The organism is Candidatus Thalassolituus haligoni (assembly GCF_041222825.1).
GTDB lineage: Bacteria > Pseudomonadota > Gammaproteobacteria > Pseudomonadales > Oceanobacteraceae > Oceanobacter > Oceanobacter antarcticus.
This window is the reverse complement of the sequence record NZ_CP139482.1, coordinates 1527689-1549756: the sequence shown is the minus strand read 5'-3', so window position 1 is coordinate 1549756 and position 22068 is coordinate 1527689. Positions and strand designations below refer to the sequence as shown.

The following is a 22068-nucleotide window of genomic DNA, read 5'->3' as shown; positions in this document are numbered from 1 at the left end:
AAAAAACGATATTTTACCTGCGAATCTGTCCCACTCTCAGCCACTGAGAATGGATTATGTAGAGAAGTTCCTTGCTTCAGGCTTGACCAGACCCTGGGGTCTACCTATAAAGTGTCGCGACTACTGGGATGAGTTAACACGTTTTTTAAGGGTAAAGCGGAGAATATGGGCAGATCGCTGGTAATTGTGGAATCGCCTGCCAAGGCGAAAACCATCAATAAGTACTTGGGTAAGGACTTTATCGTCAAGTCCAGTATCGGCCATGTGCGCGATTTGCCTACATCCGGTTCCGCATCGACAAGCGATCCGAAAGAGCGCGCCAAACAGGCCGCCCTGACTCGCAAGATGTCGCCGGAAGAAAAAGCGGTCTACAAAACCCGCAAAGCCAAAGAGCAACTGATTAATCGCATGGGGATCGACCCCGAGCATGGCTGGAAAGCCCATTATCAGATATTGCCTGGCAAGGAAAAAGTCGTCGACGAACTGAAGCGTCTGGCCAAGGATGCCGACCAGGTCTATCTGGCGACGGATTTGGACCGCGAGGGAGAAGCCATCGCCTGGCACCTTCGTGAGATTATTGGCGGTGAAGACAAGCAGTACCGTCGCGTGGTGTTTAACGAAATCACCAAAAAAGCCATTCAGAAAGCGTTTGAACAGCCTTCCGACCTGAACATGAATCGCGTCAATGCCCAACAGGCACGACGTTTTCTCGACCGCGTAGTGGGTTTCATGCTGTCGCCCTTGCTGTGGAGCAAAATTGCCCGTGGCCTGTCGGCCGGACGGGTTCAATCCGTTGCCGTACGCCTGATTGTTGAACGCGAACGCGAAATCCGCGCCTTTATTCCGGAAGAATACTGGGAAGCCTTTGCCAACCTCAGCACCGACGCCGGTGAAGTGCTACGTGCGCAGTTGGTCAAATATCAAGGCAAGGAATTCCGCCCGACCAACGAAGCCGATACCACCATTTTGGTGGACCAGCTGCGCCAGCTGCCCTTCTCGGTCAGCAAACGCGAAGACAAACCCACCAGCTCCAAACCGGCTGCGCCGTTTATTACGTCAACGTTGCAGCAGGCCGCCAGTACCCGCATGGGTTTCAGCGTTAAAAAAACCATGACGCTGGCCCAACGTCTGTACGAAGCCGGTTACATTACCTACATGCGTACCGACTCCACCAACCTCAGTCAGGATGCCGTTGCCAGTGTGCGCGACTACATTCAGGACAAGCTCGGTAATGAATACCTGCCAGAACAACCCAGAATCTACAGCAGCAAGGAAGGGGCACAGGAAGCGCATGAAGCCATTCGGGTTTCTGATGTCGCATTACGTGCCGCCGATCTCAGCAGCATGGAGCCGGATGCCCAGCGTCTTTACGACCTGATCTGGCGCCGCTTTGTGGCTTGCCAAACCGCCGATGCAAAATTCACCAGTACCAGCATTACCACCAGCGCCGGCGACTTTGAATTAAAAACCCGAGGCCGAGTGATCCGCTTTGATGGTCATCTGCGAGTACTGACCTCCGGCGGTGGCAAGGATGATGACGTGTTGTTGCCAGACGTCACCGAAGGTGATCACCTCAATCTCGTTGAGTTGGAACCCAAACAGCATTTCACCAAACCCTCACCGCGTTTCTCTGAAGCCGCACTGGTAAAAGAACTCGAAAAGCGGGGTATTGGCCGACCGTCGACCTACGCCTCGATTATTTCCACCATTCAGGAACGTGGCTATGTCAGCCTTATGGGACGTCGTTTTTACGCTGAAAAGATGGGCGACATTGTTACCAGCCGCCTGGTTGAAAACTTCGACGACCTGATGGACTTTGGTTTTACCGCCAGCATGGAAGAAAAACTCGACCATATTGCCGACGGTGACAGCAACTGGACTGAGGTACTGGATAATTTTTACGGCGGCTTCCAGAAAAAACTGGACAGTGCCGGTGAAGATGGCGGTATGCGTCCGAATACCCCGGTCGATACCGACATCCCCTGCCCGACCTGTGGCCGCCATATGCAAATCCGCACCGGCTCCACCGGCGTATTCCTCGGCTGCTCTGGCTATTCATTGCCCCCTAAGGAACGCTGTACCCAAACCTTGAACCTGATTCCTGGCGAAGAAGCCATCTCCGCCGATGAAGACGAAGAAGCGGAAAGCCGTCGGCTGATGGAAAAACGCCGCTGCCCGATCTGTGACAGCGCCATGGACAGTTATCTGCTGGACGAACAGCGCAAGGTACACATTTGTGGCAACAACCCGGATTGCAGCGGCTTTGAGGTTGAAAGTGGCCAGTTCAAAATCAAAGGCTATGACGGCCCCACGCTCGATTGCGACAAGTGCGGTAGCGAAATGCAGCTCAAATCGGGTCGCTTCGGCAAATACTTTGGCTGCACCAACAGCGAATGTAAAAATACCCGCAAGCTACTGAAAAGTGGCGAAGCCGCACCACCCAAAATGGATCCGATTCCAATGCCGGAGCTGCAGTGTCAGAAAGTAGACGATACCTACGTCTTGCGTGATGGCGCCTCCGGCTTGTTCCTGGCCGCTAGCCAGTTTCCGAAAAACCGCGAAACCCGTCCACCGCAAGTACAAGAACTGCTAGCCCACCAGGCCGAACTGCCGCAAAAATATCATTACCTGCTGGATGCACCACGAACCGACAAGGACAACAATCCTGCCGTCATTCGTTACAGTCGCAAAAGCAAAGAACAATACGTGATGTCAGAAGTGGAAGGTAAGGCCACGGGTTGGTCAGCCTGGTACACAGACGGAAAATGGACTGAGGAAAACAAGAAAAAAAGCCCAGCCAAAAAGACGACAAAAGCCGCTGAAAAATAGTCGCTGCTTCACACTTTAGACTGAACCGGCAAACTCTCGATCTAGGAGTTTTGCCGGATTCAAATTTCTTTGTTTGATTGCTAACTTCACCTTTCCAGCCAACAAGGAGATGTTGAAATGCAATCATTCAAACCCGCCATGATTACCCTGCTGATGGCCCTGTCGTCCGTTGCCTGCAGCGAACCCGCCAATAGCCAGTCCTCCAGCACTGCCGTCACACCCAACGCTGATCTCTCGGTAACACTGCAACCACCACAACAGCCCCTGCAGACGCCCATCGTACTGGCAGCCAACGATTCCCCAGCCAAAACCACAAACGCCATTGAAACAACCACAGAGAAAGCCACAACCACCAGCAAGATCAATATCAATACCGCCAATGTGGCTGAATTGACCCGCATGACCGGGATCGGCGCAGCCAAGGCTGAGGCGATTGTGCGCTACCGGCAGGAAAATGGCCCCTTTGCCACTGTCGAAGACCTGGCTCAGGTGCGTGGTATCGGCTCTGCCACGATAGAAAAAAACCGCTGGCTGGTTACGACCAAGTAACCCCGTCTGGCTGCACAACAAACGGGGATCAAGCAGTACCCCGTGTTGTATCAGACATACCAATCCGGCTATGCCCCAACACCCAGAAGCTGAGCAGGCGATAGATGAAATAACAGATAAATCCGGCAAACAAGGTATCACTGAGGAAATGCCCGCCCTGGGTTATTCTCACCAGACTGACCCCCGCCCCCACCGCAATACCGAGCCACAACCAGACCCGGCGCCGGGTCCACCAGGCAAACACCATCAACCAGAATCCCATCGCCGAATGACCACTGACAAACGAACGGCACTTGCCATGGCATTGATCAGCGATAACAAATGCCGGACTGAATCCACTTTCGCCACCAAATTCGACCACCTGTTTCGGGCGCGGTCGCTCGAAACCCTCCTTGAACACCGAATGCACCAGCAGACCAGGCCCTATCAATAGGGTCAGCAGTAAAAACAGCCATACCCGCCGCTGACTGGAGGGCAGCCCATGTGACCAGAAAGTTAATCCCAGCCCCATCAACAACAGGGGTACCAGAGCATAAGGCAGATACCGAAACAAACCATACACCGCGAGATTGAGTGGACTGTCGCGATAAGGCCAGCTGGCTGAATCACTATCGTAAAACCAATGGCTGACAGCAAGATCCAGCCCCGGCCAAAGCCAAAAGAGCAGAACCAGCAATAGAAAAAGCAACCAGTCGACATGCTGTTTCAGAAAAAACACGTTTTACCACCTCAAACAGATAAATGCGGCGCAAAGCATAGCGGCAACCACAACGCAAAAGCCATCAAATCACTCCGGCGAATCCTCGGCAGTACCCCCTGGCTCGGTCACCAGGGTCAGAGTCGGCAAATGCAAAATGTACCAGCTGACTCCCAGTCCAATCAGCGGCAACACCACTTTTGGGGCCAATGAGCTCAGTAATACGAAAGCAGTCACCAGCAGTGACGTCCACATCAGCAACAAGGTATAAATCTTTGCTTTCATTGGCATGCCTTTACCATCAAGGTAATAAAGCAGGTACTTGCCCAAGGTTGGATGCCCGATCAGCCAGCGATAGAAGGTTGGCGAACACCGCACAAAACAGGCAGCCGCCAGTAATAAAAATGGCGTGGTGGGTAAAACCGGCAGAAAAATCCCCGCTGTTCCCAGTGCCACGGCCAACCATCCCAACAGCATCAGCAGCCAGCGCAATAGCGGATTAGCCACCTGATGGCGCAGGCTTGTATCTGGTGTTTTAACAGACGATTCGGTCAATTCAGGAACAGCCATGGGTTCAGCCCCCGTCATAAAAACCTGAGTATAGCCTGCTGGCTCTAGCCATCCAGAGGGAAGCCCCTTCTGCTGTAAAGCTAGAGGGAACCGTCAAAGCACCGACTGAAATTGACCCATCGTTGCACACACCGGACAATGGCTGCAGCCTTGCAGCGGGTACACCATCCTGCAGCACAGTCCAATCGCAGTGATCCCCAAAATACCCTTGGCAACAAACAGGATTTCCGATGAAAACGACACTGGAACAGTGGCGCATGTTCAAGGCAGTAGTTGACCATGGTGGTTACGCCCAGGCGGCCGACGCCATTTTCAAAAGCCAGTCCACCATCAGCTACGGCGTGCACAAACTACAGGAGCAATTGGGAATCACCTTGCTGGAAGTGGAAGGCCGCAAGGCGGTGCTGACAGAACACGGTAAAGTGATGCTGCAACGGGCAACCCGGTTGCTGGAACAGGCGGAAAGCATGGACAAGGCGGCTGATATTTTGCAACAAGGTGTCGAGCCTGTCATACGACTCGCACTGGATATGATTTTCCCTTATGAACGGCTTTTTTGCCTGTTGCACGACTTCTCCAGTCACTTTCCCGACACCCGGGTTGAGTTAACCGAATTTGTTATGAATGGTGGCAACGACATGCTCGAACGAGGGGAAATTGATCTGCTGGTGACTCCGGTGCTGCCCTCTGGTCACCAAGGCCAACTGATCCACAGAGAACAGTTTGTTGCCGTCAGCAGCCCGGATCACCCTCTGCAACAAGGCCGCAAGCTGACTTACGACGATATTACCGAATATCGCCAAATTGTGATGCGAGACAGCAGTCGCCAACGCCAGGACTCCGGCTGGCTGGGTGCCCACCAACGCTGGACGGTGTCCCATACCTACACCAGCCTGAACATCGTCCGCCGGGGGCTGGGTTACGCCTGGTTGCCACTGAGCTGGATTGATCATGATTTGCAGCAGGGAATCCTCAAACCATTACCGCTGGCAACCGATTGCAGCCGCTACGAAGATCTGTTCCTGATCGTCGCCAATCCAGGCAGTGCTGGCCCGGCTACTCGTTACCTGCAGTCGCTGTTGGGACTCTGCTCGGATTACATAAACAATCCCTGAGTACCACCCCGACCAAGGGAGTTACCATCAGGATCGGGAGTGAGAAGGCGTGTTCCAGCAAGCTGTTATTACTGTGGCGGCGCGATGGGAGCGACATAAGGGCACTCCGGCAATTTGGTACAAATCCAGAAATACTGCCCGGCAAACTCACCAGCGGTCGCCAATGACAGTTTCAACGGCGATTGACAACGGGGACAGGCATTTTTGTGCTCCGAAGCCGGCGTGGCTTTTTTATCGACAACCTCTGCTGCGCCAGAGGTTGCAGCGCTTTTATCGACGTCTTCGTGAGTTTCGGCAACACTGTCTTTTACGACCGCTACGTCTTCTTTCACCACGACCTCGTCAGCCTCAGCCAGTGTGGCTTCTTCAACGTCGTCGTCGGAATCCACCTGCCGGTACTGGGAAATACCTTCATCCTGTTCATCAAACAGCGCATCCAGCTCCGCCGTTTGATGGCTGAGTGAACCTTCCATATAGCCACCACTCTCTTTCGGCAGCAAGTAATTCACCCGATCACGTATTTCCTTGATGGTATAGCCACGCTTCATATCCACCAGCAATACCGGCAAATTGGCCGACTCGGCGGACTTGCGCAACACCTCACGCTGTGCCTTGCGTAAACCTTCGCGCTCATTCATGCCGTCCAGCTCAATAACACCAATCACCGAGAAATCGCGGGAATCACACAAAACAAAGTCAAAACGCTGGGTGGCCAGCTGTTCCGCCGCAAAATGGGATTCTTCAAAGTTGAGATCCGACCTTGGATTAAGGATATCTGACGCCCGGACTTTACAGAATATCTCGGTTTTGTCAGAAACTGACGTTTTGAGGTCACCATAAAACAGCCGTTCGAGCGGTGTCAGCAGCGGGCCTCCAGCCACGTAAGGGAAATTTTCATCATTGCGCCGTACGGGCGTGGCAACATTCACTTCTTCAATGGGACGCCGGATTCTGTCTTCCGGGATATTATCCCTGACAGGCTGATATGCGGGTGGCGAACGGCGATCCTGACTGGCGGCGCCAGGTTGTTCCTTGCTTGGTGCATCACTGCTTGGTGCATCACTGTTCGGTGTGTATTGGGGCTGGGGTGTAACGGGCGCTTCTTTTTCCGTGGTTTTTGCGCTTTCCGGGCTATCTCCCGGAAACACCAGATCCTCGACTGACTCCCCGTCCATCTCGGCATCTTCGTCAAGAATTTCATCTTCCATATCAACAGGCATGGCGACCGGCACGGTAACTGGCAGCGGCGTCACCTGAGGTGCCGGAACGGTGACAGCCGGCCCGGATTCAGTCCCTGAAGAGCTGGAGCTTTTGCGAGATGTCAGCGCCTGAACAGAAACCAGCACCACTGCCACAACCAAAGCAATTAGCACCAGTGCGATCAATAACACCAATATCTCGAGCACATCCATAGTACGGAAACCTCATAACTGACAGGTAATAAAACATTAATTGCCCAAAGGGTAGTCAGCCAGAATCACCAAGGAGACGCCAAAACAAAAACGCTCCTGCCGCAGTGATCTTCACTCAACAAACTACACTCTGACAGCATAGCAGAAAGCACGAATCGTACCTTGCAACAGAGCGGTAACAAAAATTCCCGGCCATTATCAGAGCCGTTTTACCTAACAACAACTGCCGATCGAAAAAACACCAAAACTTTACAATTAAAGACAAAAGTCCGAGGTGTCATGCAAAACAGTCTCGGTAAACAGGTGACGGGGTGCCAACAGCCAACAATTCAGGCGGATTCGTTGACGTCGTTTCGCACCTTGTCTGCATGTGCTTTGAAAGGCGCGGCATAACGACATTCAGGGAAAGTACTGCAAGTCCAAAGCAGTTGGCCAGCAAATTTACCGGATTTGGGCTTGCGCTTTACCAGCGTCGCCTGGCAACGGGGACAGTGCGGTTCGACAGTAAGAGACGCCGGGCTTGCCTGCTTCAGCGAACGCCGAATAGCCTCGCGACCCACTTCCGATACCCGTGGCAAGGTGTCTGAGGTAACACCGATCGATGTTGTGTCCGTCGCATTTACCAGACTGGCGGGCTCAGAGGCAGGTGTGGGATCATCCGTAACCGGGGCTGCTACACCACGTTCTTCCACCCATTCCAAGCCAAGATCGCTGGAGAAATCAGCCACAAGGTTTTCTGGCTGCTGCTCATTCACCAGTGCAGACAGGGAAAATGGATTTGCTGCTTGCCCATCATCTGAATCCATCCTTTCCGTTGTCAGCATGTCATCACCAGGTAAGGGCGGCACCAGCAAGGTTGATGGATACTGACTCTCCATACCATTCCGCTGAGCACCGGACGGGTCAGCTGAGAAAGAAGACGTAACCGATGGGTAACCGGCCAACTCCCGGATTTCCTTGATCGAACTCCCCCGCCGAGCATCCACCAGCATTATTTTCACGTCTGCCGCCTGACAGGCAGCAGTCAGGAACTCGTTCCGTTTCTGCCGCTCGTCATTACTTTGGGAGGCATTATCCAGCTCAATAACGCAACGCACACTCAGATCGTCCGGATCACATAATACAAAGTCGAATTCCTTTTGTACGATGCGGTCAAAATGGAAGCGCCAGATTTTGGGATCCAGTCCGGAACGGGGCTTGATCACATCCACTACTCTCACCTTGCACAAGATCAACGCCGATTTTCCTAACGCCGATTGCAATACGCCATAAAAAGAGTACTCAGCAGGCGACAACACCGGGCCAACTGCAACATAAGGCAAGTCACTCTCTGACGCCCGTCTGATAAATCCTGTCCAGACAATAAAACCAACAGCAACCAGAATGGTTACACCCAAGCCGACGATCAGGTAATCCATGCGTATCTCCGCTGTATATTTCGAGCGAACTTTACAAAAAATTACTACTAATAAACACCCGGAGAGTGACGTTCATATGAATAACCGGACAAAACGTAAAAAGTACACAATCTGGGGCCACAGCAAGCTCTGGAACTCGGAGTGGTTTTTCAATCTCACGACGATATCATGGTGATTTTTGCACCATATTGGCGCAAAAATATTGTTTTGGCCCTCCATACCGGTCGATTCCCATAACAAATTAATACAACAAAACCCCCTGAAATAGCTCAGCCACCACATCACTCAAATACAAAAAGCCTCAGGGCAAGGCGGCATGACAGCAAACCCGCACTGTCTACGTCAGCCACTTTCACAGGAAGACAGAGCAGGTACCATGCTTCCGATACGACATTGGCATAAAGATCGCTTGCAACTCTGCTGTTAATTCAGTGAAATAGTCCATCAAATAGACGGCTAGGGTTCCGGCAGCAGCGTGCTGTGACTGGTCCGAGAGCCGTCGACCTCACCGATGTGGCAACAGTGCGCCTGCACTGCCTGACACCTGATCGGAGGTTACACGGCGGGATAAAAGCCCGGGAGACATGCAAAACAGTCTGGTGACTGTTCTGCCGGAGGTCTGGCGTTTTGGCAGACCAATGTTTCAAGCCGTTAACCCTGATTCAGGAGTGTACATGCCATTTGCTATACCCCGTATTTTCCGATACCTCCCAGAACATCCGACCAGCAGCGATTCGACATCCTTTTGTCTGAGTTCATACTTACTGCGAATTACCCGCATCCAACAACCAGCACTGGCCTCGCGCCATGCCGTTTAAGGAGAACCCGATGAGTCCCTTTCAATCTGGCCCAACCCTTTATCAGGACACCCTGACTGGCGGCAGCCACTGGTCGATGCGGGTACGTAAAGGCACCCTGCTGACCCTGACCGATCTGGAAGGCGGTGCCAATGTTGGCCTGCTGCTGTACAACCCCAACGACCTGCTGGAGAAGTACAACGCCCCCGACAGTCTGAAGTGCCAACATACCTTCAAACTCACCCAGGGCCATTGCCTGTACTCCGATATGGGCCGCGTCTTAGCCTCCATTGTCGAGGACGACTGTGGCTGGCACGACACCGTCTGCGGCAACATGAACAAAACCATGCAGGCCGAACGCTGGCCGCCGGTAACGTACCAGCAGGGACGCAATGACTGGACCCAGAATGGCTACGACAGCTTTATGGTCGAGCTAGCCAAGTACGGCCTCAACCGTAAAGACATGGCCGCCAACCTCAACCTGTTCAGTCAGGTGTTTACCGACGACGAAGGTAACCTCAGTTACCAGCCCGCTGGCAAAGCGGGTGACTCCGTTACCCTGCGCTTTGAAATGGACACCCTGGTGATTCTGCATACCTGCCCGCACCCGATGGCCGCTCCTGCGACCGGCTTTGCCGCATACCCGCGCAAACCGGTGCAGTACGCCCTGGCCAAGGCAATGCCGGTGGCAGACAACGACAACTGCAAGAATCACTGCCCGGAAAACCAGCGCGGATTCCAGAACACCTTGTTATACACATTCATGGACTGACATCCGTCTGAGGAGCAAAGATTATGATTAAAGCAAGCACGCTGCACCCGGACGACGCCAGCTTCCGCCAAACCGTCGCTGCCGGAGACTATTTCCTGCACCGTATTGAAGCCGGTCAGACCCTTCGTATTCTCGACCTCGAAGGCAACCAGGCCGCCGATACGCTGTTCTACAATGCCGACGATGTCAGCGAACGCTACAGCGCCATGGACACCATTCGCGAACAGGGCAACGTCTACCTGACCGCCGGTTCCATCCTGCGCACCAACGACAACAACCCGTTACTGGAAATCGTCGCCGACACCTGTGGCCGCCACGACACCCTCGGTGGTGCCTGTGCCACCGAATCCAACACCGTGCGTTACGCACTGGAAAAAAAATGCATGCATGCCTGTCGCGACAGCTGGATGCTGGCCATCAACGAGCATGAAGAATACGGTCTCGACAAAGCCGACATCACCCACAACATCAACTTCTTTATGAACGTCCCAATCACTGCCGACGGAGGCTTGACCTTCGCCGATGGCATCTCCGGTGCCGGTAAATACGTTGAATTAAAAGCCCTGAAAAACACCCTGGTGCTGATCTCCAACTGCCCACAGTTGAACAACCCGTGTAACGGTTATAACCCGACACCCATCGAAGTGTTGGTGTGGGAGTAACCCAAGCGGCCAAACTGCAGGATGTAATCGCCGCAGGCGTATTACATCCTGTATTGGGTAAAAGCCAACCAGCACCGAATAAAAACCGGCGGGACGACCCGCGCTGGTTCCAGAATATTCGCAGGACGGCCTGCGAGCTGAACAACGGAGCCTGAACGCTCATGCTGACCAAAGTACTGATTGCCAACCGTGGCGCCATCGCCTGCCGTATCATCCGCACCCTGAAAAAACTGGGTATTGGCTCAGTGGCCGTTTACCACCAGCAAGACCAACACTCCCTGCATGTACAACAGGCCGATGAAGCCGTTTGTCTCGGTGAAGGCCCGGTCACTGCCACTTATCTGAACCAGGATCGTATACTGGCAATCGCCCGCCAAACCGGTGCCAATGCCATCCACCCCGGCTACGGTTTCCTCAGTGAAAACCCCGATTTTGCCAGTGCTTGCAGTGCAGCGGGCATTTACTTTCTTGGCCCTCGCCCGGAGCACATGACCGCCTTTGGTCTCAAGCACAGCGCCCGCACCCTGGCCGAACAGAATAGCGTGCCACTGCTACCCGGCACCGAACTACTCACCGACCTCACCGCCGCCCGCGACGCTGCCAAACACATCGGCTACCCGGTGATGCTGAAAAGCACCGCCGGTGGTGGCGGTATCGGCATGCAACTGTGCTACAGCGACCAGGAACTGAGCGGAGCCTGGGATAGCGTCAAACGCCTGAGCGCCAACAACTTCGCCAATGACGGCGTGTTTCTGGAAAAATTCGTCGAAAAAGCCCGCCACATCGAAGTGCAGGTCTTTGGCGACGGTAACGGCAACGTCATCACCCTGGGTGAACGCGATTGCTCCTTGCAGCGTCGCAACCAGAAAGTCCTCGAAGAAACCCCAGCCCCTGGCCTGACCGATGCCCAACGCCAGCAATTGCAAACCACCGCCCGACGCCTGACTGCTGCCGTAAACTACCAGAGTGCCGGTACTGTCGAGTTTATTTTTGATGCCGCCAACGGCCAGTTTTACTTCCTCGAAGTGAATACTCGCTTACAGGTAGAACACGGTGTCACTGAAGAAGTCTATGGCGTTGATCTGGTGGAATGGATGGTACGTCTACCAGGCGTTCAAGCCGGTAAAGACAACCTGCACCTCGATCAATACCAGGCCACGCTTCAGCCTGTAGGCCACGCTATTCAGGCCCGTATCTACGCCGAAGACCCGGCACTGGATTTCCAGCCGTCTGCTGGTTTATTAAGCCGCGTTGAATGGCCAGATGCGGTTGAGCAAGGTCGTTTAAGAATCGATACCTGGGTCGAATCCGGCACCACCGTGCCAGCGCTGTTCGACCCCATGCTTGCCAAAATCATCGTCACGGCCGACAGCCGTGCACAGGCGCTTGCTGGTCTGTCACAAGCACTGGCAAGCAGTGAACTGTATGGCATCGAAACCAACCGCGCCTACCTGCGCGATATTCTGGCCGACCAGCGCGTCAATAATGGCGATGTTTACACCCAGCTGCTGAAAACCCTGCACCATGCACCGCTCACTCTTCAAGTCATCGCCGCAGGCACTCAAACCACCATTCAGGACTTACCCGCTCGTATCGGTTATTGGGACATTGGCGTACCGCCTTCCGGCCCCTTCGACAGCTACTCGTTTGAGCTGGGTAACCGTTTACTGGGTAATGCCACACAGGACGCCGGGCTGGAAATCACCCTCAAAGGCCCGATCCTGAAATTCAACACCACCACGCGGGTATTGCTGGCAGGTGCTCACACCCAGGCCAAAATCACCCACGCGAACGGTGTGATCGAGATTCCGGAATTCTGGAAACCCATATCGGTGCAAGCCGGAGATATACTCGATACCGGCGCGGTCAGTGGTGCCGGTGCACGAGCGTACCTGTTAATAGATGGCGGATTGCAATGCCCGGACTACCTGGGTTCCAAATCCACCTTCACGCTGGGACAGTTCGGCGGTCACAATGGTCGCGCCCTGTTGCCAGGCGATGTCTTGCACCTGCAGTCCGTCAGCACACCCGCCATCAACCCAGCCATTGATGCCCTGTTGCCAGCCATTACCCACGAATGGCAATTACGGGTAATTTATGGCCCCCACGGTGCACCAGAATTTTTTACTGAAAGCGATATCGAACGCCTGTTTGAACACACCTACGAAATTCATTACAACTCCAGCCGCACCGGTGTACGGCTGATTGGCCCAAAGCCGGAATGGGCACGCACTGACGGCGGCGAAGCCGGCTTACACCCGTCCAATATTCACGATAACGCCTACGCTATCGGCACCATCGACTTCACTGGCGATATGCCCGTCATTCTTGGCCCCGACGGCCCCAGCCTGGGGGGCTTTGTCTGTCCGGCGACAGTCATCACCGCCGACCTGTGGAAACTGGGCCAGCTAAAAGCCGGTGACAAAATCACATTTATTCCGGTGTCGCAAACCACCGCCGTTGAACTGTTTAACCAGCAAGCCGCCAATCTGATCACCTTGACAGCCGCCAATGCGGTGACGGTGGAAGACTACCGTCCGGCCTCCCCTGTCGTCGCGAAAATCAGCACCGACAACCACCCGACGGGTGTTATCTATCGGCCGTCCGGCGACCGCTACTTACTGGTTGAATACGGCCCGTTACAACTGGATATTCGCCTGCGTTTTCGGGTTCACGCGCTGATGCAATACCTGCAAAGCCAGCCGATCAAAGGCTTGCAAGAACTCACACCCGGCATCCGTTCGCTGCAACTACACTACGACTCCACCGTATTGCCGCAAGACCAGCTGCTGGATTTGCTACAAGCCGCCGAAGGCCAGCTTGGTGACCTCGAAGGCGCCGAAGTGCCATCGCGTATTGTGCATCTGCCCTTGAGTTGGGACGATGAGGTATGCCGACTGGCAGCCGAGAAGTACATGCAATCTGTGCGCGCCGATGCCCCCTGGTGCCCGGACAACATCGAATTTATTCGGCGAATTAACGGCCTGGATTCGATTCAGGAGGTGAAAGACATCGTCTTCAACGCCAGTTATCTGGTGATGGGCCTGGGGGACGTTTATCTCGGTGCCCCGGTAGCAACACCGGTTGACCCATGCCATCGATTGGTTACCACCAAATACAACCCGGCCCGTACCTGGACGGCGGAAAACTCCGTCGGTATTGGCGGTGCTTACATGTGTATTTATGGCATGGAAGGCCCAGGTGGCTACCAGTTTGTCGGCCGTACCCTGCAAATGTGGAACCGCTACAAACAAACCAGGGAATTCACCCAGCCCTGGTTGCTGCGCTTCTTTGATCAGGTACGCTTCTACGAAGTCAGCCACGACGAACTCACCGACATTCGCCAGCAGTTTCCCCACGGCCAATACCCGATCAGGATTGAAGAAACCACATTCAACCTCAGCCAGTATGAAGCTTTTCTGGCGCAACAATCGTCCGGCATCAGCGCATTCCAGACCGAACGCCAGAAAGCCTTCCAACACGAACTGGAAGACTGGAAACGTACCGGCCGCTTCAATTACGACAGTGAACCAGCTGCCACCGAACAGGAAGAAGAACGCCCGTTAGCAGACAGTGAATTCAGCGTTGAAAGCCACATCGCCGGCAACGTCTGGCAATGTCTGGTAAAACCCGGCGACCAGGTGGCAGCCAACCAGCCGCTGTTGATTCTGGAATCGATGAAAATGGAAATAGAAGTCTCCAGCCATCAAGCGGGTACAGTAGTAGAAGTGGTCAAGCAAGCCGGGCAAGCTGTCGCACCGGGCAGCCTGTTGGTGGTATTGAGGGAAGATTAAGAACTTACTGGTACTGGCTCCTACGCGTCTGCATGGAGCCCCAGGTTAAAGCCCTGATCCGCTGATTGTGTATCCGAGGCTTACTCGTTTGCCGTTACCACGCAAAAAAATAAAAGCGTCAGCTCACTCGCAAATACACCATGGTCTGGTTAACCAGCTGGTAGGCAATTTCACCGAATGTGATTGGGCCGTGCATGCGGTCGGTTTTTTTGCCTTCCAGTTCGCCATACATATAATTCAAGATGCAGTTACAACAGAACGCGATTTCGCCATTGTCGTGCGGTACTTGTTGGCTAAAAGCTTCGGCATATGGCGGTATGGAGCTTGCCAGTCGGTATTCTAGTCCGGAATACACTGGAGCGTAAAACTTCACTTCGCCGGTTATTTCGTCCACGCTCTGGAAACTGACGTTGATGTAAGCACCGCAATAGTCAGCCACCAATGGCAAGCGGGTATCCGAACGACTTGAGCGTAAATATTCGACCAGGTTGGTTCGTATACCGTCAATTTCTACATCTTTAGCGGAAAAGCCGGATTCCGGGAATCGAATCACTGGCCCGGCACCGGGTCTGAAGAGGTTAATAATTTCGATACCAGCGGACTTGTCGTCATCAATAGCGACGTGCATGGCAACGGCCAGGTTATCGTGAAATTCACCCGTTGGGCCAAATATCACCTTCGGTTTGACCGTGGCCAGGTCATCCAGATGTACGCCTGCAACCCAGCCTACCAGTGGTTGCAGGTACATGCCGTCGAATTCCGGAGCATCCTGGGCAAAGCGCTCATGCACCCGAGAGAAGGCGGGTACGATCAGTACGCTAAAACCGTTATCCGGCGCGTCATTACACACTTCTTCAATGCTGGTTACGTCGTAGGTACAGAGGCCAGGCGCGCCACTGGCAGCAGGCAGTTCGTTGACAAATACCTTGTCGCGACTGCATAAGCCGCCATCGTCACCCATAAAATACGGAATGGTGCCGCCGATCCACAAGCCGGTGGGTAATTTGCGTAATGCCGATTCATCCCCGGCAATGCTGACACCACGACCTGTCTGAATAATCCGTGCAGCTTCTTCCACGCTCATCAGATGGCCGGGGACTTTTCCTGCAAGAATCTTCGTCAGTGGACGTTCAACTGTTTCCAAACTCATTGCACCGCCTCCATGATCTGTTCAATTTCACGGCCTGCCGTGCCCTGGTTCTTTTCGAAATAACGGCGTAATTGCTGAACTTTCAGCATCCGCACCTCTTCATCATGGGCCATGGCGTATTGCTGCCGCAGACGCATCAACAATAAGCGTAATCCAAGGTTACGCATTTCCAGTTCTCGTTCTCCGCTTAATAGCTCTCTCCAGATGGCAGTTTCTGCCGCAGGCAAAGATTCTTCCAGGTCATTGCTGGCCACAACAACCTTAGGTTCGGGTACTTTTGGGCTAGCAGTTCTGTCGAGATTCGAACCCATCTTGCCGGTATCAAGGCCGTGTTTAAACTGCCACAGCATATCTGCGTCCAGCTCCAGCAAGCGAGCAATGGTACCCAACGACATACCTTCGGTGAGCATGGCAATCACCTGTTGGCCCATAGCGTTGGTGAAGGGCGCGCAGGCATCACCACACCAAGGGACATTGGGTAATACGCCATTTTCCGGGTAGTCAATGCGAACCGTGCATTTCAGCACACCCAGACTGGTGTGACGCCATACCTTATAGTGGCCAAAATTCTGGATCGCACGCCGGGAGCCAAACCAGCCAGAACGTGCCTGGCCAATACACACTTCAACACGCTGATGGGACTTGTTGATACGAATATCGTGAATGAGCCATGGAGATGAAATCCCCATCAGCTGTTCGATAGATTCATGATTCATCGGGCTGTCCTCTTGTTTTTATTATGTGCCTTAATTGCGTCCCATCAGGGCTGACATGCCAGTGATGTGTGAGCAAATAACCGCTGTCAGCTCTGGTTTGAACGGGCAACGGCCTTGAGCTCAACAATGGTCTCAGGCAAGTCTCACTATGGTATGCCCACGACTCTCTCGTCATATCAAACCAACGGTGTAAATCCCTTCCTCTTTTGGGAGTAAGACCCTTGCTATCACACGTCATACCCAACTGTTAATCTTTGGTAAAATCATGCAATAACTTGATGTAGGCCATTCGGGCACAGCATTATTTCCGTTTAACTGTCGTGGTTCCCAGACATGGATGCTTACTATGACCACACCCGAAGACACACAACCTGTTCAACAAAATCACCTTTGGCAACATCCTCCGCAACTGCCACTGCGATCCCTGCAGGGCAGCTTCCAGATCACTCCCCATGGTTCAAGTATACCCATCGCCAAGAGCCATAAGCTGTTTCAGACACACCACGCGAGTAATAATGCCGACACGGATACGTCCGATCCCGCTCTCATCGCCTGGTATTTACCCCTTGGTGATTTACGTCCCGACGTCCTCCTGCCATCAGGCAATATTTTTCAGTGCCGAATCCAGGGAGATTGTTGGTTGTTTAATCTACAGATCTGTGATCAATCTCTGTGTGATAGCGCCTGGATGTATGTTGAAAACGATTTGGGCACTGGCGTTAACGGACTAGTGGGTCTGGATGCAAGTCTATTCAGCATGGAGATTTGCTAACCCTGGCATTCTTGATGGCGGTACCGGAATCAGGCACAATCATGTGAATAAAAATACATAGTGAATATATTTTAATTCACAGATATAGGAATCACATCGCATGTTTGAGGATCTTCTGTACAGCCAGGACAAGGGCATTGCCTTGTTACAACTCAATCGACCGGGAGTATTGAATGCTATCCGGGTACAGACCTATCTGGATCTGATTGCAGCACTGACTGCCGCAGAGCAGGATGAACAGGTTAATGTGATTGTATTAAGCGGGTCTGCCACGGCTTTCTCTGCCGGGAACGATCTCAGTGATCTGCTGCCTGGCGGTAATCTGTTAGCCGTCAAAGAAGGAGTCGCGGGTATTTTCCATACTCTGGCAGCCTTGACAAAACCACTGATTATCGCACAAGAAGGTGTTGCTATTGGTATTGGTGCCAATATTCTGTTACACGCCGATCTTGCGTATGCGGGTAAAAGTACCCGTTACTCATTGCCCTTTGCCAAAATTGGCGTTACCTCTGAAGGTGCCTGCTCGGTTTTACTGGCTGAAGCCGTTGGCCCGAAAGTGGCGGCTGAATTATTACTGAGCGGACGTTTTTTCAGCGCCAGCGAAGCACAGCAATGGGGACTGTTAAACCAGGTCACCGAAGACGGTGAAGCCTTGGATAACGCCCTGGCGATAGCCCGACAAATTAGCAAGAACTCTCAAGGTTCTATCCGGGCGATCAAGCGATTGGCAAAGGAAGAAGGGCATGTCGAGCGTGTAGACCGTGCTGTTGCTATAGAAATGCAGCTGTTTGCTGAGCTGCTACAAACAGAAGAAACCCAGTTACGTATCAAGCAAGTGCTGAGCAAGCAATAACGTCAGCTGGTTGGTCGCGGGGGTTAAAGCAAGGCCCCATCATCGTTGCGAGGGGCGATCAATCGAACCCCTACTCGATTACGCCCTGAGCGTTTGGCATCGTAGAGGCCCTGATCAGCCCGATCAATAATAGGCTCGTAATGTTTTTCCGCCATCGAGCTGGCAATACCAAAACTGGCAGTCAGGTGCTCAATCACAGGGAAGTGATGACTGGAAATTTCCACTCGCAGCTTTTCGGCAAGCTGGCTGGCCCCCACCATATCCGTCATCGGACAGACGATAACAAACTCTTCCCCGCCCCAGCGTCCGACAATATCGATCTTGCGAATAAACTCCCGCAGCAATGTAGCCAGCTCAACGATGACCTGATCACCGACCGGGTGGCCATGGGTGTCATTAACGTTTTTAAAGTGATCGATATCCAGCATAACAATACTGAACGGGTGTCCAGAACGATTGCTACGTTCCACTTCACAGGTGAGTACTTCATCCAGCTTACGGCGATTATACAAACCCGTCAGGCGATCGGTAATCGCCAATCGCTCCAATATTTCGGTCTCTTTGCGTCGGACTTTCTCTCGGGTTTCCGAATCTACCAGCGCTTGGGTTTTCTGTTCCAGCTGGCTGCTCATACGATTAAAATTACCATACAAGCGATCGATCTCGGCAATGCCCACCGACGTCAGCTTTTCCATCACCAGCTGGTCACCCAACGAGCTGGTCAGATTGGACAAGCGCTCAATCGGATCCGCAACCCGTTTGGCCAAATGACGTGACTTGTTTTCCAGATAAAGGAAAAACAGCACATAAAAAACCACCATGATGCTGATTGCCACAAAACCCACCTGATTACTGATGGAGTGTAATTCACTCATCGGCGCCAGCAATGTTGCTTGATCAACCAGGGTAATAATGTGCCAGCCGGTAGTAGGAATTCGCTGGCTATTCAGCAGATAGTCAGCACCATTGATACTCAGACTGTATTGACCATTAGGACTGACATCATTCAGGACATCAGTCATTTTCCGACGAATGTCATCGTTGCTACTTTTGAGCAGATTAAATTCTTCTGGCTTCTCTACCGTACTACGAATAGCGGATACAGCGACAGGGTGACGTAATTCTTTCAGTTTCAGTAGCTGTTCCACGCTCTCTGGCATCGCCAGAATTACCCCATCCTGATCCACCAGAAAGCGACTGGTGCCTCTGGGTAATTCAGCATCAAGAATGGCACGAACAAAGGTATCAATGGTGATATCCAGACCACTGACACCTTCAAGAAAGTCACCGCGATATACCGGCACAATAACCGACACCAGCCAGCCCTGCCCGGCCGGATCCAGGTAGACGCTGGTCCAGACCGGCTTCCGCTCTGGGTTGTGTTTTTTATCCGCAAGAAAATAGAAGTTATAATCTTCCATATGCAGACCAGAGCCATACTGAACCGGTGCATTCTCCATAAACGGATATAATCGATTCATGTCGTCCCAGGTATTCAGATATGCCTGAGATACCAATGGATTCTGGTTTACCAACGCTTTGAACATGGGATCAAGTTGCTCAGAACACCAGGCTTTTCGAAGTACCGCCTCGGTTGCCGCAGTGCTGGCAGAGAAATAAAGCGATGCACCGCCATTATCAAATGCTTTATACAAGGCACCATTCGGATGAGTACGGAACAGGCCTGTCGGTACAACGCCCTTACAACGCTCGGGATGGGCAAAAAAATCCTCATGTGCCCTTTGCATCAGTGCCGCCATCCGGCTGACTTCCGCCAGCTGGCCATCAACCAGGTTGGCCTCACGAATACTGATGCCTTCAAGGTTACTGACAACCTCTTCAACAAACGCATTCTGATGATGGTCTGACAGATAGGCGTTTACGCCGAAGTACAATAACAACAACAATAATTCGATGGCGAACAAGGGCACCAGAGAGCTGGTCAGAAAACTACGGTAGATTAAGCTCTGCAGCTTGATTGATCTCAGCATCACATTCGCGACCTCAATCGAGGCCTTCTGGATCCATGAAAGTTTATGGGAATTTGGGATACGCCTGATTATACAATTCAGTATAACTTCATTCCGTATATATCCCCATACGAGTTTGACTACTTTCAGTCATTAGAAATAGTTGGCCAATTTTGTCCACACATGTGGACAAAGCCTTTTGCCGACGAATGATCCGCCATCGGCTTCCTGTGCGGCAAGCGATGGTTCTTCCAGAATCCATTCACATACGGCTGGCACTCGCTACCCAATAACGAATTTTGTTGCATTGCAGCTGCGCACAAAAAAGGCGGCCCGAAGGCCGCCCAGCTACAACACCCAAGTGGGGTGTGAACCCGTTACGAGAACTGGTTCATGGTGTTGTCTTTACCAGAAGCTTTCAGGGCGTTATCACCTGAGAAGTATTCCTTGTGTGCATCACCCATGTCAGAACCGGACATGTTCTGGTGCTTGACGCAAGCGATACCCTGACGGATTTCCTTACGCTGTACGCCCGCCACATAACCCAGCATACCGGCTTCACCGAAGTACTCTTTGGCCAGGTTGTCGGTAGACAAGGCCGCAGTGTGGTAAGTCGGCAGAGTAATCAGGTGATGGAAGATGCCCGCTTCACGAGATGCATCCGCCTGGAAGCTCTGGATACGACGATCGGCTTCGATTGCCAGCTCGGTTTCGTCATAGTCAACGCTCATCAGAGCCGCACGGTCGTAAGCAGAAATATCCTTGCCTTCAGCGGCAAAGGCATCAAATACCTGCTGACGGAAGTTCAGTGTCCAGTTGAATGACGGGCTGTTGTTGTAGACCAGCTTGGCATTCGGCACTTCCTTGCGGATCTCGTCCATCATTTCCTTGATCTGACCCACATGTGGTTTTTCAGTTTCGATCCATAGCAGGTCAGCACCGGCCTTGATGGCTTCGATACAGTCAAAGACACAACGTTGTTCACCGGTGCCACGACGGAACTGGAACAGACCGGATGGCAAACGCTTCGGACGCAGGATCTTGTCGCCACGCTTGATCACCACGTCACCCTGCTGCATGTCGTCAATCGTGATTTCTTCACAATCCAGGAAGCTGTTGTAGATGTCGCCAGAATCACCTGGCTCATTCACAACGGCGATCTGCTTGGTCAGGCCAGCGCCCTGGGAATCGGTACGAGCAACGATGACACCGTCGTCAACACCCAGCTCCAGGAAAGCGTAACGCAACGCACGCAGCTTGGAGTGGAAATCGGCATGAGGAACCGTCACTTTGCCGTCCTGGTGACCACACTGCTTCTCGTCAGCAACCTGGTTTTCGATCTGCAGGCAGCAAGCACCCGCTTCGATCATCTGCTTGGCCATCAAGTAAGTTGCTTCTTCGTTACCAAAACCAGCATCGATGTCAGCAATGATCGGTACTACATGAGTTTCATGGTTGTCGATCTGGGTCTGAATGTCAGCAGCCTTGGCTGAGTCACCAGCTTCGTTCGCAGCATCCAGCGCACGGAACAGCTGATCCAGTTCGCGGGCATCGGCTTGACGCAGGAAGGTGTACAGTTCTTCGATCAGACTGGCAACCGCTGTCTTCTCGTGCATGGACTGGTCAGGCAGAGGACCAAACTGTGAACGCAGTGCAGCAACCATCCAGCCAGACAGGTACAGGTAACGACGCTTGGTGCTACCGAAATGCTTTTTGATCGCAATCATCTTCTGCTGACCAATAAAACCGTGCCAGCACCCCAGAGACTGAGTGTACTGAGAGCTGTCGGCATCGTAGGCAGCCATGTCTTCACGCATGATCTTGGCAGTGTACTTGGCGATATCCAGACCAGTCTTGAACTTGTTCTGGGCACGCATACGTGCAACAGACTCTTCAGAGATACCTGACCAGCCAGCACCGGCGGCTTCTTTCAGGGCAGCAACAGCTTTGATGTCGTTTTGGTAAGCAGACATGGGTTCGTCCTTTGTCATA

Annotated in this window: 16 protein-coding genes and 1 riboswitch; of the genes, 8 read left to right on the top strand and 8 right to left on the bottom strand. The window is 52.8% G+C overall.

All coding sequences use genetic code 11. From position 1 onward, the window contains the following. Positions 1–165: 165 nt before the first annotated feature. Together topA and SOJ49_RS06975 are read left to right on the top strand one after the other, a co-directional pair. The gene (gene topA, locus SOJ49_RS06980; RefSeq protein ID WP_369857514.1) at positions 166–2829 is read left to right on the top strand and encodes a type I DNA topoisomerase; all 2664 of its coding nucleotides are present in this window, start codon (positions 166–168) and stop codon (positions 2827–2829) included. 117 nt (positions 2830–2946) lie between these two features. Beyond that, positions 2947–3378, top strand: a complete 432-nt coding sequence (locus SOJ49_RS06975) for a ComEA family DNA-binding protein (RefSeq protein ID WP_369857513.1) — start codon at positions 2947–2949, stop codon at positions 3376–3378. A 28-nt stretch (positions 3379–3406) separates the two neighbouring features. Here SOJ49_RS06975 and SOJ49_RS06970 read toward each other — a convergent pair whose 3' ends face one another. Then, the gene (locus SOJ49_RS06970) at positions 3407–4096 is read right to left on the bottom strand and encodes a phosphatase PAP2 family protein (protein WP_369857512.1); all 690 of its coding nucleotides are present in this window, start codon (positions 4094–4096) and stop codon (positions 3407–3409) included. A gap of 69 nt (positions 4097–4165) precedes the next feature. After that, positions 4166–4645 carry a YbaN family protein gene (locus SOJ49_RS06965; RefSeq protein WP_369857511.1) on the bottom strand — a complete coding sequence of 160 codons (480 nt, stop codon included), beginning with the start codon at positions 4643–4645 and terminating at the stop codon, positions 4166–4168. 230 nt (positions 4646–4875) lie between these two features. Here SOJ49_RS06965 and SOJ49_RS06960 point away from each other — a divergent pair, with 230 nt between their 5' ends. Further along, entirely contained in the window at positions 4876–5760 is an 885-nt protein-coding gene (locus SOJ49_RS06960; protein WP_369857510.1) for a LysR family transcriptional regulator, read from the top strand. A gap of 68 nt (positions 5761–5828) precedes the next feature. Here the strand turns inward: SOJ49_RS06960 and SOJ49_RS06955 are convergent, their stop codons facing one another. After that, positions 5829–7172 carry a DUF2726 domain-containing protein gene (locus SOJ49_RS06955; protein ID WP_369857509.1) on the bottom strand — a complete coding sequence of 448 codons (1344 nt, stop codon included), beginning with the start codon at positions 7170–7172 and terminating at the stop codon, positions 5829–5831. Positions 7173–7501: 329 nt separating this feature from the next. Then, positions 7502–8590: a DUF2726 domain-containing protein gene (locus SOJ49_RS06950; protein WP_369857508.1), complete on the bottom strand. Its 1089-nt coding sequence runs from the start codon at positions 8588–8590 to the stop codon at positions 7502–7504. A 445-nt stretch (positions 8591–9035) separates the two neighbouring features. After that, positions 9036–9174: riboswitch (guanidine-I (ykkC/yxkD leader) on the top strand. Positions 9175–9418: 244 nt separating this feature from the next. Between SOJ49_RS06950 and SOJ49_RS06945 the strand changes: the two genes are divergently transcribed. The 3 genes from SOJ49_RS06945 to uca all read left to right on the top strand — a co-directional run bounded on the left by SOJ49_RS06945 (position 9419) and on the right by uca (position 14615). Continuing rightward, positions 9419–10159, top strand: coding sequence for an urea amidolyase associated protein UAAP1 (locus SOJ49_RS06945; protein WP_369857507.1), 741 nt, complete (start codon positions 9419–9421; stop codon positions 10157–10159). 23 nt (positions 10160–10182) lie between these two features. Continuing rightward, positions 10183–10821: an urea amidolyase associated protein UAAP2 gene (locus SOJ49_RS06940; protein ID WP_369857506.1), complete on the top strand. Its 639-nt coding sequence runs from the start codon at positions 10183–10185 to the stop codon at positions 10819–10821. Between the two features lie 161 nt (positions 10822–10982). Further along, on the top strand, positions 10983–14615 hold the full coding sequence (gene uca, locus SOJ49_RS06935; RefSeq protein WP_369857505.1) for an urea carboxylase: 3633 nt from the start codon (positions 10983–10985) through the stop codon (positions 14613–14615). A gap of 118 nt (positions 14616–14733) precedes the next feature. Here uca and SOJ49_RS06930 read toward each other — a convergent pair whose 3' ends face one another. Further along, positions 14734–15765, bottom strand: a complete 1032-nt coding sequence (locus tag SOJ49_RS06930) for a hypothetical protein (protein WP_369857504.1) — start codon at positions 15763–15765, stop codon at positions 14734–14736. Then, complete coding sequence (locus tag SOJ49_RS06925) at positions 15762–16481, bottom strand: hypothetical protein (RefSeq protein ID WP_369857503.1); 720 nt, start codon at positions 16479–16481, stop codon at positions 15762–15764. Before SOJ49_RS06925 ends, SOJ49_RS06930 begins: the two co-directional genes overlap by 4 nt. A 346-nt stretch (positions 16482–16827) precedes the next feature. Between SOJ49_RS06925 and SOJ49_RS06920 the strand changes: the two genes are divergently transcribed. Both SOJ49_RS06920 and SOJ49_RS06915 read left to right on the top strand, forming a co-directional pair. Next, a complete protein-coding gene (locus tag SOJ49_RS06920; protein WP_369857502.1) occupies positions 16828–17253 on the top strand; it encodes a DUF427 domain-containing protein in 426 nt (141 codons plus the stop codon). A 100-nt stretch (positions 17254–17353) separates the two neighbouring features. Then, positions 17354–18106 (top strand): enoyl-CoA hydratase/isomerase family protein, encoded by a 753-nt coding sequence (locus SOJ49_RS06915; RefSeq protein WP_369857501.1) that lies wholly within the window; start codon positions 17354–17356, stop codon positions 18104–18106. A 23-nt stretch (positions 18107–18129) separates the two neighbouring features. Here the strand turns inward: SOJ49_RS06915 and SOJ49_RS06910 are convergent, their stop codons facing one another. Together SOJ49_RS06910 and SOJ49_RS06905 are read right to left on the bottom strand one after the other, a co-directional pair. Next, positions 18130–20097, bottom strand: a complete 1968-nt coding sequence (locus SOJ49_RS06910; RefSeq protein WP_369858045.1) for a diguanylate cyclase — start codon at positions 20095–20097, stop codon at positions 18130–18132. A 356-nt stretch (positions 20098–20453) separates the two neighbouring features. Further along, entirely contained in the window at positions 20454–22049 is a 1596-nt protein-coding gene (locus SOJ49_RS06905) for an isocitrate lyase (RefSeq protein WP_369857500.1), read from the bottom strand. Between the last annotated feature and the right edge of the window lie 19 nt (positions 22050–22068).

Bases quoted from the DNA above. Each gene is read 5' to 3' on its own strand.
- uca (WP_369857505.1), top strand. From the start codon at position 10,983: ATGCTGACCAAAGTACTGATTGCCAACCGTGGCGCCATCGCCTGCCGT.
- SOJ49_RS06910 (WP_369858045.1), bottom strand. From the start codon at position 20,097: ATGCTGAGATCAATCAAGCTGCAGAGCTTAATCTACCGTAGTTTTCTG.
- SOJ49_RS06955 (WP_369857509.1), bottom strand. From the start codon at position 7,172: ATGGATGTGCTCGAGATATTGGTGTTATTGATCGCACTGGTGCTAATT.
- SOJ49_RS06905 (WP_369857500.1), bottom strand. From the start codon at position 22,049: ATGTCTGCTTACCAAAACGACATCAAAGCTGTTGCTGCCCTGAAAGAA.
- SOJ49_RS06960 (WP_369857510.1), top strand. From the start codon at position 4,876: ATGAAAACGACACTGGAACAGTGGCGCATGTTCAAGGCAGTAGTTGAC.
- SOJ49_RS06920 (WP_369857502.1), top strand. From the start codon at position 16,828: ATGACCACACCCGAAGACACACAACCTGTTCAACAAAATCACCTTTGG.
- SOJ49_RS06975 (WP_369857513.1), top strand. From the start codon at position 2,947: ATGCAATCATTCAAACCCGCCATGATTACCCTGCTGATGGCCCTGTCG.
- SOJ49_RS06945 (WP_369857507.1), top strand. From the start codon at position 9,419: ATGAGTCCCTTTCAATCTGGCCCAACCCTTTATCAGGACACCCTGACT.
- topA (WP_369857514.1), top strand. From the start codon at position 166: ATGGGCAGATCGCTGGTAATTGTGGAATCGCCTGCCAAGGCGAAAACC.
- SOJ49_RS06940 (WP_369857506.1), top strand. From the start codon at position 10,183: ATGATTAAAGCAAGCACGCTGCACCCGGACGACGCCAGCTTCCGCCAA.
- SOJ49_RS06930 (WP_369857504.1), bottom strand. From the start codon at position 15,765: ATGAGTTTGGAAACAGTTGAACGTCCACTGACGAAGATTCTTGCAGGA.
- SOJ49_RS06925 (WP_369857503.1), bottom strand. From the start codon at position 16,481: ATGAATCATGAATCTATCGAACAGCTGATGGGGATTTCATCTCCATGG.
- SOJ49_RS06950 (WP_369857508.1), bottom strand. From the start codon at position 8,590: ATGGATTACCTGATCGTCGGCTTGGGTGTAACCATTCTGGTTGCTGTT.
- SOJ49_RS06965 (WP_369857511.1), bottom strand. From the start codon at position 4,645: ATGGCTGTTCCTGAATTGACCGAATCGTCTGTTAAAACACCAGATACA.
- SOJ49_RS06915 (WP_369857501.1), top strand. From the start codon at position 17,354: ATGTTTGAGGATCTTCTGTACAGCCAGGACAAGGGCATTGCCTTGTTA.